12 protein-coding genes are annotated in these 14,712 nt (G+C 64.6%); 6 read left to right on the top strand and 6 right to left on the bottom strand.

Annotation, left to right across the window (positions count from 1 at the left end):
• Positions 1-8 precede the first annotated feature (8 nt).
• A complete protein-coding gene (locus GGD63_RS26800) occupies positions 9-389 on the top strand; it encodes a DUF4267 domain-containing protein (RefSeq protein ID WP_183246192.1) in 381 nt (126 codons plus the stop codon).
• A gap of 390 nt (positions 390-779) precedes the next feature.
• Here the strand turns inward: GGD63_RS26800 and lepA are convergent, their stop codons facing one another.
• Positions 780-2,591 (bottom strand): translation elongation factor 4, encoded by a 1,812-nt coding sequence (gene lepA, locus GGD63_RS26795; RefSeq protein ID WP_183246190.1) that lies wholly within the window; start codon positions 2,589-2,591, stop codon positions 780-782.
• A 216-nt stretch (positions 2,592-2,807) separates the two neighbouring features.
• On the opposite strand from lepA, the gene GGD63_RS26790 reads away from it, so the two are divergent.
• The 3 genes from GGD63_RS26790 (at position 2,808) to GGD63_RS26780 (ending at position 6,644) form a co-directional block, all read left to right on the top strand.
• A complete protein-coding gene (locus GGD63_RS26790; RefSeq protein WP_183246188.1) occupies positions 2,808-4,166 on the top strand; it encodes a YARHG domain-containing protein in 1,359 nt (452 codons plus the stop codon).
• 95 nt (positions 4,167-4,261) lie between these two features.
• On the top strand, positions 4,262-4,933 hold the full coding sequence (locus GGD63_RS26785; protein ID WP_312013408.1) for a M15 family metallopeptidase: 672 nt from the start codon (positions 4,262-4,264) through the stop codon (positions 4,931-4,933).
• Positions 4,934-5,018: 85 nt separating this feature from the next.
• The gene (locus tag GGD63_RS26780) at positions 5,019-6,644 is read left to right on the top strand and encodes a glycosyltransferase family 39 protein (RefSeq protein WP_183246184.1); all 1,626 of its coding nucleotides are present in this window, start codon (positions 5,019-5,021) and stop codon (positions 6,642-6,644) included.
• 163 nt (positions 6,645-6,807) lie between these two features.
• Here the strand turns inward: GGD63_RS26780 and GGD63_RS26775 are convergent, their stop codons facing one another.
• From GGD63_RS26775 to GGD63_RS26755, 5 genes are all read right to left on the bottom strand, one after another.
• Complete coding sequence (locus GGD63_RS26775) at positions 6,808-7,125, bottom strand: HPr family phosphocarrier protein (RefSeq protein ID WP_080140673.1); 318 nt, start codon at positions 7,123-7,125, stop codon at positions 6,808-6,810.
• The gene (locus GGD63_RS26770) at positions 7,122-7,523 is read right to left on the bottom strand and encodes a PTS sugar transporter subunit IIA (protein ID WP_007597752.1); all 402 of its coding nucleotides are present in this window, start codon (positions 7,521-7,523) and stop codon (positions 7,122-7,124) included. Before GGD63_RS26770 ends, GGD63_RS26775 begins: the two co-directional genes overlap by 4 nt.
• Before the next feature lie 208 nt (positions 7,524-7,731).
• Entirely contained in the window at positions 7,732-8,160 is a 429-nt protein-coding gene (locus GGD63_RS26765; protein ID WP_312013405.1) for an HPr kinase/phosphatase C-terminal domain-containing protein, read from the bottom strand.
• Between the two features lie 17 nt (positions 8,161-8,177).
• Positions 8,178-9,983, bottom strand: coding sequence for a sensor histidine kinase (locus GGD63_RS26760; protein WP_183246181.1), 1,806 nt, complete (start codon positions 9,981-9,983; stop codon positions 8,178-8,180).
• Positions 9,984-10,187: 204 nt separating this feature from the next.
• Positions 10,188-10,889 carry a response regulator transcription factor gene (locus tag GGD63_RS26755; protein WP_008542552.1) on the bottom strand — a complete coding sequence of 234 codons (702 nt, stop codon included), beginning with the start codon at positions 10,887-10,889 and terminating at the stop codon, positions 10,188-10,190.
• A 241-nt stretch (positions 10,890-11,130) separates the two neighbouring features.
• Between GGD63_RS26755 and GGD63_RS26750 the strand changes: the two genes are divergently transcribed.
• Complete coding sequence (locus GGD63_RS26750) at positions 11,131-11,865, top strand: HugZ family protein (protein ID WP_183246179.1); 735 nt, start codon at positions 11,131-11,133, stop codon at positions 11,863-11,865.
• A 78-nt stretch (positions 11,866-11,943) separates the two neighbouring features.
• Complete coding sequence (locus GGD63_RS26745) at positions 11,944-14,547, top strand: CHAT domain-containing tetratricopeptide repeat protein (RefSeq protein ID WP_183246177.1); 2,604 nt, start codon at positions 11,944-11,946, stop codon at positions 14,545-14,547.
• Positions 14,548-14,712 lie beyond the last annotated feature (165 nt).

The raw sequence follows: 14,712 nt of genomic DNA, 5'->3' as shown, positions 1-14,712 counted from the left end.
AGGCATCCATGTACTGGTTTTCAGTTTCCGTGGCGCTGCTGGCGGCGCTGGGGATCATCGCCATCGGGGTCATGTATCTGAGCAGCCCGCGGGCTGCGACGCTGAGTTTCGGCCTGCCGCTCCCGGAAGAGGGACCGAACATCGCCTGGTGGCTTCGCCTCAAGGGCGTGCGCGACGTGGTTTCAGGACTGGTCTTGATCGCTCTGATGGCGTGGGGTGGCCCGCGAATGCTGGGTTTGGTTCTGCTGATCGAAGCGATCATTCCTGTGGGCGACATGTCGCTGATTCTCGCAGCGAAGGGCTCGACCGTCAGGGCGCTGGGCATCCATGGGCTCACTGCGGCGCTGATGATCCTCGCGGCGATCCCACTGATGACGGGAGCGGCCTGAGATGCCGTCCGCCCTCGCCATCGCGCCGGGCGCTTCGTCAGAACTCGTAGGATGGGTTGAGCTCTTGCGAAACCCATCAAACTTTATCCTCGCGATCGGATCGAGCTAGCAAGAGTCACTAGAGACCGCGTCCGCCCGTCAGGGCGATGGGTTTCGCAAGAGCTCAACCCATCCTACGAGCTCGGGCTGCCAATCACACCGGCTGCGATGATGCCACCATACCCCTGTTTTGCCCGACGGGTCAAACGAATTTCGGTAAATCGAAAAAGAGCAATGCCGCCAAGGGGGCGGCTACTGTGCATGGGGTTGTTTTCGCACTTTTGGTTTGCCAGCCGGAGACCGGCTGTTTGCCGGCCACGGAAACCGCGCCGACCCGTCCCAAGCGTCGCCTCAGCTATCCACCTTCAGCGCGGCAATAAAAGCTTCCTGCGGAATGTCGACCTTGCCGAACTGCCGCATCTTCTTCTTGCCTTCCTTCTGCTTCTCCAGAAGTTTCCGCTTACGCGTGATGTCGCCGCCATAGCACTTTGCGGTGACGTCCTTGCGCAGCGCGCGCACCGTCTCGCGGGCGATCACCTTGCCGCCGATCGCCGCCTGGATCGGGATCTGGAACATGTGCGGCGGGATCAGCTCCTTCATCTTCTCGACCATGGCGCGGCCGCGGCCTTCGGCGCGGGTGCGGTGGACCAGCATCGAGAGCGCGTCGACCGGCTCGGCATTGACCAGGATCTGCATCTTGACGAGGTCGGCCGGCTTGTAGTCGGTGAGATGATAGTCGAACGAGGCGTAGCCCTTGGAGACCGACTTCAGGCGGTCGTAGAAGTCGAACACGACCTCGTTGAGCGGCAGGTCGTATTTCACCATCGCACGGGCGCCGACGTAGGTGAGCTCCTTCTGCGAGCCGCGGCGGTCCTGGCAGAGCTTCAGCACGCTGCCGAGATATTCGTCGGGGGTCAGGATCGTCGCTTCGATCCAGGGCTCCTGGATCTCCTCGATCTTGACCACGTCAGGCATGTCGACGGGATTGTGGATCTCGAGCTCGGTGCCGTCGGTCAGCTTCATCTTGTAGATGACGCTCGGCGCAGTCGCGATCAGGTTGAGGTCGAACTCGCGCGACAGCCGCTCCTGGATGATCTCCAGATGCAACAGGCCGAGGAAGCCGCAGCGGAAGCCGAAGCCGAGTGCGGCGGAGGTTTCCATCTCGAAGGAGAAGCTGGCGTCGTTGAGGCGCAGCTTGCCCATCGCGGCGCGCAGCGTTTCGAAGTCGTCGGCGTCGACCGGGAACAGGCCGCAGAACACCACCGGAATTGCGGGCTTGAAGCCCGGCAGCATTTCGGTGACCGGCTTCCTGTCGTCGGTGATGGTGTCGCCGACGCGGGTGTCGGCGACTTCCTTGATCGCGGCGGTGATGAAGCCGATCTCGCCGGGGCCGAGCTCGTCGACCTGCTGCATCTTCGGCGTGAAGAAGCCGACGCGCTCGACGTCGTAGGCCGCGCCCGTGCCCATCATGCGCACGCGCTGGCCCTTCTTCATCGTGCCGTCGACGATGCGCACCAGCACGACGACGCCGAGATAGACGTCGTACCAGCTGTCGACCAAGAGCGCCTTCAGCGTCGCATCGCGATCGCCCTTCGGCGGCGGCAGGCGGGTGACGATGGCTTCCAGCACATCGGGAATGCCGAGGCCGGTCTTGGCCGAGATCATCACCGCGTCTGAGGCGTCGATGCCGATGACGTCCTCGATCTGCTGCTTGACCTTCTCGGGCTCGGCCGCGGGCAGGTCGACCTTGTTCAGGACCGGAACGATCTCGTGATTGTTGTCGAGCGCCTGGTAGACGTTGGCGAGCGTCTGCGCTTCGACGCCCTGGCTGGCGTCGACCACCAGGAGGGAACCCTCGCACGCCGCCAGCGACCGCGAGACCTCGTAGGCGAAGTCGACATGGCCGGGCGTGTCCATCAGGTTGAAGATGTAATCCTTGCCGTCCTTGGCGCGGTACTGCAGGCGCACCGTCTGCGCCTTGATGGTGATGCCGCGCTCGCGCTCGATGTCCATGGAATCGAGCACCTGCTCCTTGCCCGCCATCTCGCGGTCGGAGAGGCCGCCGGTCATCTGGATCAGGCGGTCGGCCAGCGTCGATTTGCCATGGTCGATATGGGCGACGATGGAGAAATTGCGGATGTTGGAAATGGGGACGGTCGTCATGGGCGCGGGATACCACTCACATCCCCGTGCGGCAACCATTCACTTGGTCTTCCCGCGACCGCACGGGGGGCGTCCGGGACGGGGCAGCCAGCCCGCTCAGGCGGTCCGGGAGGGGGCGACATCGATCCGTCATGCCGCCGCCATCTCGGCCTCCCCGCCATCGATTTCAGGGGCCGGCTCTGCTAGCTTTCCGGTTTTCTGTCACGGAAATAGGCAATGTGTTGGAAGCGGCTTTTTGCCTTGTTGTTTGCAGCGTGTTTCGCCTTCCCGGCCGCCGCTGAAAAGCGTGTCGCCCTCGTCATCGGCAATTCCGCCTACCAGAGCGTGTCGCGGCTGGAAAATCCCCGGAACGACGCGCTGCTGGTGGCCGACACGTTGCAGAAGCTTGGCTTCACGCTTGTCGGCGGCGGCGCCCAGGTCGAGCTGGACAAGGCGAGCTTCGACGCGGCGGTCCAGCGCTTCGGCAACCAGTTGATCGGTGCCGACGTGGCCCTGTTCTATTACGCCGGCCACGGCATCCAGGTCCGCGGCACCAATTACCTCGTGCCGATCAGCGCGAACCCGACGCGCGAGACCGACGTCGATTTCCAGATGGTCGATGCCGCTTTGGTGCTTCGGCAGATGGACGGTGCAGGAACCAAGCTGAATATCGTCATTCTCGATGCGTGCCGGAATAACCCATTCGGCGGACGCGGCCTGCGCGCCTCCGACGGCGGCCTAGCGCAGATCCGGGCACCGGAAGGAACGCTGCTCTCCTATGCCACGCAACCCGGCAACGTCGCGCTCGACGGGTCCGACGGACATAGTCCCTACACGCGAGCGCTGGTCGAGACGATGCAGCGCCCCGGCCTGGACGTGCTCCAGACGTTCAATCAGGTGGGACTCCTCGTCAAGCGCGCGACCGGCAGCAACCAGCAGCCCTGGGTCTCCAGCTCGCCGATCGATGGATCGTTCTACTTTTCAGGCGCGCCAGCAGGGCAGGTCGCGGCAGTCAACGTGCCGGCACCGGTCACGACGCCTCCTGCGAACCTGTCGCCGTCCACAGCTCCGGTTGCGAGAACCCAATCGGATTTCCTGTTTCCGGATTCGGATAGCCGGCTGCTTGCCGATGGTGATCTGAGGATGCTGAGCAAGGACGATCTGCGCCTCGCGCGCAACGAGATCTTTGCGCGGCGAGGGCGCTACTTCAACTCGCCCGATCTGACCGCGAGGTTCAGCAAGTTCGCCTGGTACGCGCCCCACACCTGGGACCCCCAGTTGAACGCCGTCGAGAAGGCGAATGTCGCCTTGATCGATCGCTATGAAGCCGGAGGGCCGGCGCAAAGCGGCTTCATCTTTCCCGATTCGGATCGGCGGCTGCTGACGGTCGCAGACCTGCGCGGGCTTTCCAACGACGATCTTCGTATAGCGCGGAACGAGATCTTCGCGCGGCGGGGACGGTATTTCGAGGCGGCGGATCTCAAGGCCCGTTTCGAGCGTTTCCCGTGGTATTCGCCGAGCACATGGAATCCAAAGCTCAATTCTATCGAGGAGGCGAACGTCGCGCTGCTCGATCAGGCCGGCAAGCGTCGATGACGATTGCCTCGCGTGCGGCACAAGTTATCGTCGTTCTAGTGGCTGCGTCCGTCCCGGCGGGCGCCCAATCCAGGACGGAGCTTCTTGATCGGCTGGTGCGTGCCTATCCGGACTTTCTCTCCAGTCACGACGGCACGCAGATATTTTGGCGCGATGGCACCGCGATGCCGGTGGACGATGGCATCGACGACAAATCGTTCGATCAGCGCCTGCGTAATGCTTCGGTCATCGACCAGCTCCGCTTGCCCTATCCCGTCGGCGCCTCCGCGCCGCCCGCGGTGAACGCCGATCCCGGACGATTCCGGAACGAAGCGTTCTTCAAGAAGATGTATGGCGACTGCCGCAATGGAGCGGTACAGCGCAATCTCGTGACCATCACCTGGCTGCCGCGATCATGGGGGAAGGCAGTCCAGGTGACGCGGATCAATGGTGTGGCCGACCGGCTCAAGGAGGTGTCCGCAGAGATCGACAAGCTCGATCCGGCGCTGAGGGCCGCGGCCTTTCCGATCGCCGGCGTGCTGTCGTGCCGGCCCGTCGCCGATACCGGCAAGATGAGCATGCACGGCTATGCCATCGCGATCGATCTGAACCTGAAATATTCCGACTATTGGCTGTGGGCGGGCCGCGGAAAATCCATCCCCTACAAGAACAGGATGCCGCAGGAGATCGTCGACATCTTCGAGCGCCACGGCTTCATCTGGGGTGGGAAATGGTATCACTACGACACGATGCATTTTGAATATCGCCCGGAACTGCTGGCCCGGTGATCCTGCATCGTTTCGTGCGCCAGGCGGTCATTCATTCACGCCAAGCTGATTTCACTCAGGCGCAAAACGCGCTACGCAAGCGCCCATGTCCACCACCTCGATCCCCTCCGCCCGAACACGCGTAAAAGCCCGGGTGAGCTACAACCGTTTCCGGGCCTGGCTGGTCGCCTGCGCGATCCGGCCCGAGGCGCGGCTCTGGCTGGTGATCCAGCTCGCCATCCTGCATGGCGTGCTCTGGACCTTCATCCTGATCAATCTGAAGGCGGCGCAGGACGTTCACATGGACGTCGCAGAAGCCTGGGGCTGGGGCCAGAAATTCCTCTGGGGCTATGGCAAGCACCCGCCGCTGTCGGGCTGGATCGCCGGCCTCTGGTTCAAGGTGTTCCCGGCGACGGACTGGGCGACCTATGCGCTGGCGATGACGACCGTCGGCGTCGGCATGGTGATCTGCTGGCTGCTGAGCTTGCGCGTTGTGGACGCGCGGCGCGCGTTCCTGGTCGTGGTGATGGTCGCGCTCTACCCGATCTTCAATTTCAAGGGTTTCAAATACAACCCCGACCTGCTCCAGCTCGTCACGCTGCCGCTGCTGGTGCTCGCCTATCTCAACGCCTTCGAGAAGCGGACATGGCGATCCGGCATCTGGCTCGGCCTTGCCGGCGCGCTGGCGCTGATGACCAAATATTGGGTGCTGACCATGATCGGCGCCATCGGCCTTGCCGCGCTGATCCATCCGGATCGCGCAAGGTTCCTGATGTCGCCGGCGCCGTGGGTGGCGATCGCGACGATGGTGGCGGCGATGATCCCGCACATCGTCTGGCTGGCGGAGGCGCATTTCGTGCCGCTGACCTATGCCGGCGACACCTACAGCCTCGATGATGCGCGTCTCGTGCATCAGCTCGTGGCCGGCTATGCCTTGCATAATGTCGCGCTGCTGGCTTTGCCGGTGGCGCTGGCCGCGCTCGCGATGGCGCTGGTGCCGCCGTGGCTCAAGCTGCTGTTGCGTGCGCCCTCGCGCATCGTCACGCGCGCCTGGGCGCGCGGCGCCAATCCGGGCGTCAATGTTGCGCAGGCGTTGAATGTCTGGATCGTCCAGATCATCGTCGCGGTCGGCCCGCCGCTCGGCGCGCTTGCCTTCAGCATCTACATGAAGACCGATTGGGGCATCTCGCTGTTCTTCCTGGTGCCCTTGGCGCTGGTCGCGATCCCCGTGCTGCGGGTGCAGAGCGCTGTGCTGTTCAACATCGCCGCGATCTGGCTCGTGCTCAGCGTCGCCACGCTCGCCGCCTCGCCCTGGATCGCCGCGCGCGAGATGGCGGCCAATGCCGGCAACGCACAGATCTATGGTGCACGCTCGGAGCTCGCGCGCGAATTGACGCGGGCCTGGCACACCCGCTTCGGCTCGCGCTGGGCCGTCGTTGCCGGCACGATGGAGCAGATCCAGCCGCTGGTGTTCTACAGCCCAGATCATCCGTCCGCATTGCTGCCGTTAGAGGCCTGGGATTCCGGGCTGACCTCGCGCGACGACGCCAAGAAGTACGGCTTCATCGGCGTGTTCGATCCGACCGACGGCCGCCTGCCGGCGTTCGAGAAATGGGTGTCGGAAGTTGCGCCCAACGCCGAGCGCATCGTGATGACGACGCGCCGCTTCACTCACGGCAAGGCCGGTCCGTCGATGAGCTGGAACATCTACATCGCGCCGCCGGGGAAGTGAGGCTTCTCTTCACCTCTCCCCGCTTGCGGGGAGAGGTCGGATCGCTCTTGCGATCCGGGTGAGGGGGTACAGGTCTATCGACGACCACCGGTGTGGAGAGAGCCCCTCACCCCAACCCTCTCCCCGTAAGAACGGGGCGAGGGAGCGCAGCCGAGCGCGTGGCTCAGACCCCTTCCTCGTTGAACTTGCTTTCAACGAGCTCCGTGATCGCCGCAAGCGCAGCTTCCGCATCATCGCCTGCCGCTGCTACCGTGATCGTCGTGCCCGGCCCCGCGGCCAGCATCATCAGGCCCATGATCGACGTGCCGCCGACGGTCTCGCCGCCGCGCGTCACCCACACTTGCGCGTTGAAGCGCTCGACCGCCTGGACGAATTTCGCCGAGGCGCGCGCATGCAGGCCACGCTTGTTGATGATCAGGAGTTCCTTGGAGATCGCGCCCGCGGGCACGCCTGCCGCCGCTTGTGGCGCGTCGTCGCTCATTTGCCGGCGAGCACGCGGCTGGCGATGGTGACGTATTTGCGGCCCGCTTCCTGCGCCATCGCGATCGCATCCGGCAGCGGACGCTCCTCGCGCACCTTGGCGAGCTTCACCAGCATGGGAAGGTTGATGCCCGCGAGCACTTCGACCTTCGGCCGGCTCATGCAGGAAATTGCGAGGTTCGACGGCGTGCCGCCGAACATGTCGGTGAGGATCGCAACGCCGTCACCGGAATCGACGCGGTTAACCGCCTCGATGATGTCGCTTCGGCAGAGATCGGAATCATCTTCGGCGCCGATCGTGATCGCTTCGATTTGCTTTTGTGGGCCCATGACGTGTTCAAGCGCCGCCTTGAATTCGTCGGCAAGGCGCCCGTGGGTCACAAGTACTAGACCAATCATCGGAAAACTCCTCGCGGGCGCTTTTGGTGCACCGCACGAACGCGCCACTTTGACCATCCAGAGCCCCTGCGCAAGAGGGGATGTTGCGTATCTCCCTGAATCTATACGGATGGATGAGGGGAGCTGCGCCGGTCTACTCGGTCGCGATAGTGGGGTTCATATGGTTACCATTTCCCTTCAAACAATTGCCCGAGGGCTTAGCAGAAGGTTAACTCTTGGTAGTGGTCAAGGCCGCGACAACCAAGGGGAGGGGCGAATAGTCGCGGCTAACCGGGATTCTCGGTATTTCGACACCGAAAATGCTTGTTTTCAGGGATTCGGCCGGAGGGAGCCGTTTCGCGTCCTGAGCGTCCAGATCGACCACGAGGCCGACGGTCGCATGCTCCACGAAGTCGCAGCGGCGGATTCCGAGGCCCCGGATCTCGATCAGGCCGGCCAGAACTGGCGCGGGGCGGACCTCAATTTCGTGGCCGACTGTCGCCAGATGGACACGGTCATCACCGACCAGAACGGCCCTTTCGAGCACGCCTGATTGCCCCGCCATGATCAAATCGAAGGCAAGGCGCGATTTGCCGGAGCCCGAGGGACCGCGGATCAGCACCGCGATCTGTCCGACCTTCACGGCGGTGGCGTGCACGCTGGGCGCGCCCTCGCTCATAGCGCCGGCAGCCTCACCACGAAGCGCGCACCGGCAATTGTCGGGACGCCCTCGTCGTCCGGCGGGCCTGCGCGGTTCTCCGCCCAGATGCGCCCGCCATGAGCGTCGATGATCTGCTTGGAGATCGAGAGTCCGAGGCCGGAGTTCTGGCCGAAGCCCTGATGCGGACGATCGGTGTAGAAGCGCTCGAAGATGCGCTCGAGCGCGTCATCGCGAATGCCGGGGCCGTCATCATCGACCACGATCTCGATCTCACCGCGAACGCGGCGGCAGGTGAGGCGCACCTTGCTGCCGGCTTCCGAGAACGACTGCGCGTTGGAGAGCAGGTTGGAGACCACCTGTCCCAGCCGTGAGTCGTGGCCGGTCACCGCGAACGTGTCGGTCGGCCCGCGGCCCTCGAAGCGTGCCTCGACCGCGACGTCGTGGCCGAGCTTGGTTTCGTTTGCGACGGAGACCAGCGTGCCGAGCAGGCGCCTGAGGTTGACAGGGATCGCATCCTGCCGCTGCAACTCGGCATCGAGGCGGCTGGCGTCGGAGATGTCGGAGATCAGGCGGTCGAGCCGCTTGACGTCGTGCTCGATCACCTCGAGCAGGCGCGCGCGGCTGTTCTCGTTGCGCGCCAGCGGCAGCGTCTCGACCGCGGAGCGCAGCGAGGTCAGCGGGTTCTTCAATTCATGGGCGACGTCGGCGGCGAACATCTCGATCGCCTCGATGCGGCTGTAGAGCGCGTTGGTCATATCGCGCAGCGCGCCGGACAGATGCCCGATCTCGTCGCGGCGGCGGGTGAAGTCGGGGATCTCGACGCGGGTCTTGATGCGGCGGCGGACGCGCTCGGCGCTGTCGGCGAGCCGGCGCACGGGACCGGCGATCGTGCTGGCGAGCAGCAGCGACAGCATGATCATGACCGCGGCGGCGACGCCGCCGACCTTCAGGATGGCGAGGCGCTCGGCGGTCACCATCTGGTCGATGTCGTCGCCTTGCGTCGACAGCATCAGCGCGCCGTGGATGGCGCGCGAGCGCAGCACGGGCACGGCCACCGAGACGATCACCTCGCCGCGCGCGTTGACCCGCACCATCGAGCGCTTCTGGCCCTGCAGCGCATCGCCCACTTCCGCATAGCCATTGCCGTTCTCGGGGCCGAGCTCGCGATAGAGCGGCAGGTCGCCGCGGTTCAGCCAGGTGCGCACCGCGACCATGCCGCGCTCGACCATTCCGGGCTTCTCGGCGGACAGCGGCGGCAGGGGGAAGCGCAGCACGTTTTCGAGGTTGCGGCTGTCGAGCAGCAGGCTGCCGTTCGGATCGTAGATGCGGGCGCGCGTCTTGGTCGGCGAGATCAGCGTGCGCAGCACCGGCGCGACGCGCTCCGGATTGATCGGGAAATCCAGCGGCGAATAGTCGTCCGAGCCGCCATAGGTCTCGCCCGGCTTGAGGTCGAGCAGGCGGTCGGGGTCGATGGTGATGGCGTTGGTCTGCACGGTCGCGGAGGCCGCAATGGCCCCGGCGATGATCTCGGCCTGCACCAGGAGGCTCTGCGCGCGCGCGTCGATCAGGCCGGCGCGGAATTGCGACAGATAGAGGATACTGGCGACCAGCGCGACGAGGCCGGCGAGATTGAGCGAGACGATGCGGCGGGTCAGGCTCGAGAAGGACAGCGCGAAGAAGAACTGCCCGGCGCGCTTGAGCCAGTTTAGCGGCCGCCAGCCCTGCGGGGCAGGCTTGTCCTCGGCAACGTGTTCCGGAACGCCGTCGGACGTGATGTCCGCGGCGTTCTGGTTCTCGTCAGGCTGCGTTCGGTCAAGCAATGCTCACGCCCGCGTTAGGACATCTCGTGCGAAGGGTCCCCGCATCCTAGAGCATGATCCGGAAAAGTGTGCAGCGGTTTTCCGAAAGGATCATGCTCAAACAATAATCCAGAGCGCAATGCCGATCGCGCTTTGGAGCGATCCCGGTTCCGATGAAACGAGAACCGGCGATGCCCTCAGTATTCGTAAAGGCGCCTGCCGCCCTCAGGCTTCCTTGAAACGGTAGCCGACGCCGTAGAGCGTCTCGATCATCTCGAACTCGTTGTCGACCACCTTGAACTTCTTGCGCAGCCGCTTGATGTGGCTGTCGATGGTGCGGTCGTCGACATAGACCTGATCGTCATAGGCGGCGTCCATCAGCGCGTTGCGGCTCTTCACCACGCCGGGCCGGGTCGCGAGCGCCTGCAGGATCAGGAATTCGGTCACGGTCAGCGTCACCGGCTCGTTCTTCCAGGTGCAGGTATGGCGTTCTGGATCCATGCGCAGCAGGCCGCGGTCGAGCGCCTTGGCGTCGTTCTCCTTCGGCGCGACGGTCGGGTCCTTCGGCGCCGAGCGGCGCAGCACGGCCTTGACGCGCTCGACCAGCAGGCGCTGCGAGAACGGTTTGCGGATGAAGTCGTCGGCGCCCATCTTGAGGCCGAACAGCTCGTCGATCTCTTCATCCTTGGAGGTCAGGAAGATCACCGGCAGGTCGGATTTTTGCCTGAGGCGACGCAGCGTCTCCATGCCGTCCATGCGCGGCATCTTGATGTCGAGGATGGCGAGATCGGGCTGGGTGGTGCGGAAACCGTCAAGCGCGGAAGCGCCGTCGGTGTAGGTCATGATGCGGTAGCCTTCGGCTTCCAGCGCGATCGAGACGGATGTGAGAATGTTGCGGTCGTCGTCGACCAAAGCGATTGTGGGCATGAGCCTCTGCTTTCTGCTTTCCGTTTGGGTCGTGGCTTGAAACGGCGAGCAATCCAGTGATGCGCCGCATACATGGGTGCCGAGTTTGGCATTCGAACCTTGTCACCGAGCAATGCAAGCTGGGCTGAAGTGTGACCAAGTTCCACGAAACACGGCAGATTCGCCGCATCTCGTCCCATAACCGGGCCCCCGTTTACCCGAAAAAAGGCCCCCCATGCAACCACCTGACCCGAGAAAGCCGATGCAACCGACCCCCGATTTCGACCCCGCAAAGCTCGCCAGATCGCTGCTGAGGCGGTCGCGGCAGGGCGCTCTCGCAACGTTGATGGTGGGCTCCGGCGATCCCTATTGTTCCCTGGTCAATCTGGCGAGCCACCCGGATGGCTCGCCCATCCTGCTGATCTCGGGGCTGGCCGTGCACACCAGGAACATCCTCGCCGACCCCAGGGTCTCCCTGATGCTGGACGAACGCTCTTCCGGCGATCCCCTGGAAGGGGCCCGGATCATGCTGTCCGGGCGGGCGGAACAGGCCGGGGAGGAGAGGGATCTGCTCCAGCGGCGGTATTTGGGTGCCCATCCGTCGGCGGAAGCCTTTGTTTCGTTTAAGGACTTTTCGTTCTTCCGGATCCGCCCCACGGGCACTCATCTGGTCGCCGGCTTCGGCCGCATCGTCGATCTCAAGCCCGAGCAGTTCCTCACCGACCTCAGCGGCGCCGAGGATCTACTGGCCGCCGAGGAAGGCGCCGTGGAACACATGAATGCCGATCATCGCGATACCATGAACCTCTATGCGACCAGGCTGCTCGACGCTCCCGCCGGCGACTGGCGCTGCACCGGCTGCGACCCCGAAGGCCTCGATATGCAGGACGGCCAGACCGCGCTGCGGCTGGAGTTTCCGGAGCGCGTCACGAACGGTACGGAACTGCGCAAGATGCTGGTTCGCCTCGCTGGCCACGCACGCACGAAGGTGGACTAGCGCGCAACCATTTGAACGCTGTCCCCCATCGCGGCGACCCAACACCGTAATGGTTCGAAGTCGGCCGCGAGAGGGTCCATGACACGCCGTCGTTTGACGCTGGTTGCGGGGTTGGCGCTCGCGATCGCCACATCGCTTTCCACGCCCAGCCTTGCCCAGACCAGCCTTGCCCAGAAAGGTCTTGCAGCAGAGGGCGCGCGGATCAACGCGCTCATCAGTGCCGGCAAGTATCCGGAAGCTCTGCCGCTCGCGCAGGCGATGGTCGCGCGCCTGGAGAGTGATAACGGCCGCGAGCTTTCCGCCGCGCTGAACAATCTCGGCCAGGTCTATGCCGGCCAGGGCCGCGACGATCTGGCCGAGCCGGTCTACAAGCGCGCCATCGCGCTGATGGAGAAGGCGCTCGGTCTCGACACCGTCTTGATCGCGCCGGAGCTCAGCAACCTCGCCGCCCTATATCAGCGGCAGGGCCGCTTCACTGAAGCCGAGCCGCTGTTCAAGCGCGCGCTTGCCGTCAGCGAGAAGAGCCTGTCGCGCGAACATCCCGATGTCGGCCGGGCCCTCAACAATCTCGCCACGCTCTACGTGAAGCAGGAGCATTTTGCCGACGCCGAGCCGCTGTTCCAGCGGGCGCTCGCGATCTATCAGAAGGCTGCAGGTCCCGAGCATCCCGCGGTCGCCACCGTCCTCAACAACATCGGCCAGGTCGACCGCGACCTCAATCGCGATGCCGATGCCGAGGCGCCGATCAAGCGCTCGCTCGCCATCCGCGAAAAAGTGCTGGGGCCGGATCATCCCGATGTCGCGCGTTCGCTGAACAATCTCGCCGGGCTCTACGAGCACCAGCAGCGCTATGCCGATGCCGAGCCGCTGTACCGTCGTGCGCTGGCGATCCGCGAGCGCGCGCTTGGGCCTGACCATCCGGACACCCTGACCTCGACTGGCAATCTCGCTTATTTCCTCTACGTCTCCGGGCGCACCGCCGATGCGCTGCCGCCGGCGGAAAGGACGCTTGCCGGCGGTCGCGCGCAGTTGCGTATTGTTCTGCCGATCCTGTTCTCTGCGCGGCAACAGCATCTCCTGCCCGACGACAAGGCGCTGGACGAGGCGCTCGGCGCGATCCAGCGCGGCACGCAATCCTCCGCGGCATCGGCCGTGAACAAGCTCGCGGTGCGGCTTGCCGCCGGCAGCGACAGGCTCGCCGAGCTCGCGCGCAAGGACCAGGATCTCGGCGCCGAAGCCGAGGCGCTCGACAAGGCGATCATCGCGGCGGTGTCCAAGCAGGCCGGCCAACGCGACGCCGCGGCCGAGCAGCGCAGCCGCGCGCGGATCGCGGCAATCAAGAGCGAGCGTGCCGGCCTGCAGAAGACGCTCGCCGTCGAGTTTCCCGACTATGCCTCGCTCTCCAACCCGCTGCCGCTCGCGGTGAAGGACATCCAGCCGTTATTGTCAGCCGATGAAGCGATGACAATCTATTCGGTCGTCGACAAGCAGAGCTACGTCATCGCGATCACGCGCGAGGGCGTCGACTGGAAGCAGGTTCCGCTCGGCGCGGACGCGCTGACGCAGAAGGTGTCCGCATTCCGCAAGGGGCTCGACGTCGGCAAGGCGCGCGATGCCTCCGCCAAGTCGGGCCTGTTCGACCTCGCGCTCGCCCATGAGCTCTATGTCGCGCTGCTCGGCCCGGTCGAGGCGCTGACGAAAGACAAGCGCAGCCTTCTGGTGGTGCCGTCGGCGGCGCTGACCGCATTGCCGTTTCATCTGCTCGTCACGGAGACGCCGCAAGCTGCGGTCCCGGACAAGCTTGAAGGCTATCGCAACGCCGCCTGGCTGTTGCGGCGTCAGGCCGTCTCGGTGCTGCCGTCGGTGATCAGCCTGAAGTCGCTGCGCGCCTTCGCGCGCCGGGATCAAGGCGTCAAGCCGATGACCGGCTTTGGCGATCCCGTGTTCAACCCCGCAGCCGAAGGGCCGGCCGATCGTCGCGCCGCGGGCGGCAAGGTCGCCGCGCGCAGCATCGCGACGATTGCCTATACCGATTTTTGGCGCGGTGCCGGCGTCGATCGCGCGCGGCTTGCGCAGGCGCTGCCGCAACTGCCTGACACCGCCGACGAGTTGAACGCGGTGGCGAAGGATGTCGGCGCCGGCGAGGTCGACATCCATCTCGGCCGCGACGCCAGCGAAACGACGCTCAAGCGTGCAGCGCTTGCTCAATACAGCATCATCTACTTCGCCACCCACGGTCTCGTTGCGGGCGACGTCAAGGGATTGGGCGAGCCCTCGCTTGCACTCTCCATTCCCGATCAGCCCTCCGAGATCGACGACGGCCTGCTCACCGCGAGCGAAGTCGCCCAGCTCAAGCTCAATGCGGATTGGGTTGTGCTGTCGGCCTGCAACACCATCGCCGGCGACAAGCCGGGTGCGGAGGCGTTGTCCGGGCTGGCACGCTCGTTCTTCTATGCGGGAGCTCGTGCGCTGCTGGTCTCGCATTGGGCAGTGGATTCAGAAGCTGCCACCCGCTTGACCACGTCGACTTTCGCCCTGCTCAAAAACGAACCAAAAATCGGTCGTGCCGAAGCTTTGCGCCGCGCCATGTTAACGTACGTTGATGACGCATCTTCACCGCGCAATGCATATCCCGCGCTGTGGGGGCCGTTCGCGCTCATCGGCGAAGGCGAGATACGATAGGCCGCATCGGCGATTGTGCGTCGCAATAACCCGATGTAACGGCGAAACGCCTATTTGGTTGCGCGATCATCTGCGATTTTTTTGATGCGCCTGCTCAGAGCTGACATGCGCGACGTTTGGCGCGGTCCTTGAATAAACCAAATCCTGCGGGATCAGCTTGGCAAC

The sequence above is a fragment of the Bradyrhizobium sp. cir1 genome (assembly GCF_014198245.1).
Taxonomy (GTDB): domain Bacteria; phylum Pseudomonadota; class Alphaproteobacteria; order Rhizobiales; family Xanthobacteraceae; genus Bradyrhizobium.
This window is presented reverse-complemented; position numbering and strand designations above follow the sequence as displayed.

What these genes read in the sequence shown, in the direction of transcription:
- GGD63_RS26770 (WP_007597752.1), bottom strand. Translation starts at nt 7,523, where the DNA reads ATGATTGGTCTAGTACTTGTGACCCACGGGCGCCTTGCCGACGAATTC.
- GGD63_RS26780 (WP_183246184.1), top strand. Translation starts at nt 5,019, where the DNA reads ATGTCCACCACCTCGATCCCCTCCGCCCGAACACGCGTAAAAGCCCGG.
- GGD63_RS26755 (WP_008542552.1), bottom strand. Translation starts at nt 10,889, where the DNA reads ATGCCCACAATCGCTTTGGTCGACGACGACCGCAACATTCTCACATCC.
- lepA (WP_183246190.1), bottom strand. Translation starts at nt 2,591, where the DNA reads ATGACGACCGTCCCCATTTCCAACATCCGCAATTTCTCCATCGTCGCC.
- GGD63_RS26775 (WP_080140673.1), bottom strand. Translation starts at nt 7,125, where the DNA reads ATGAGCGACGACGCGCCACAAGCGGCGGCAGGCGTGCCCGCGGGCGCG.
- GGD63_RS26750 (WP_183246179.1), top strand. Translation starts at nt 11,131, where the DNA reads ATGCAACCGACCCCCGATTTCGACCCCGCAAAGCTCGCCAGATCGCTG.
- GGD63_RS26745 (WP_183246177.1), top strand. Translation starts at nt 11,944, where the DNA reads ATGACACGCCGTCGTTTGACGCTGGTTGCGGGGTTGGCGCTCGCGATC.
- GGD63_RS26800 (WP_183246192.1), top strand. Translation starts at nt 9, where the DNA reads ATGTACTGGTTTTCAGTTTCCGTGGCGCTGCTGGCGGCGCTGGGGATC.
- GGD63_RS26790 (WP_183246188.1), top strand. Translation starts at nt 2,808, where the DNA reads ATGTGTTGGAAGCGGCTTTTTGCCTTGTTGTTTGCAGCGTGTTTCGCC.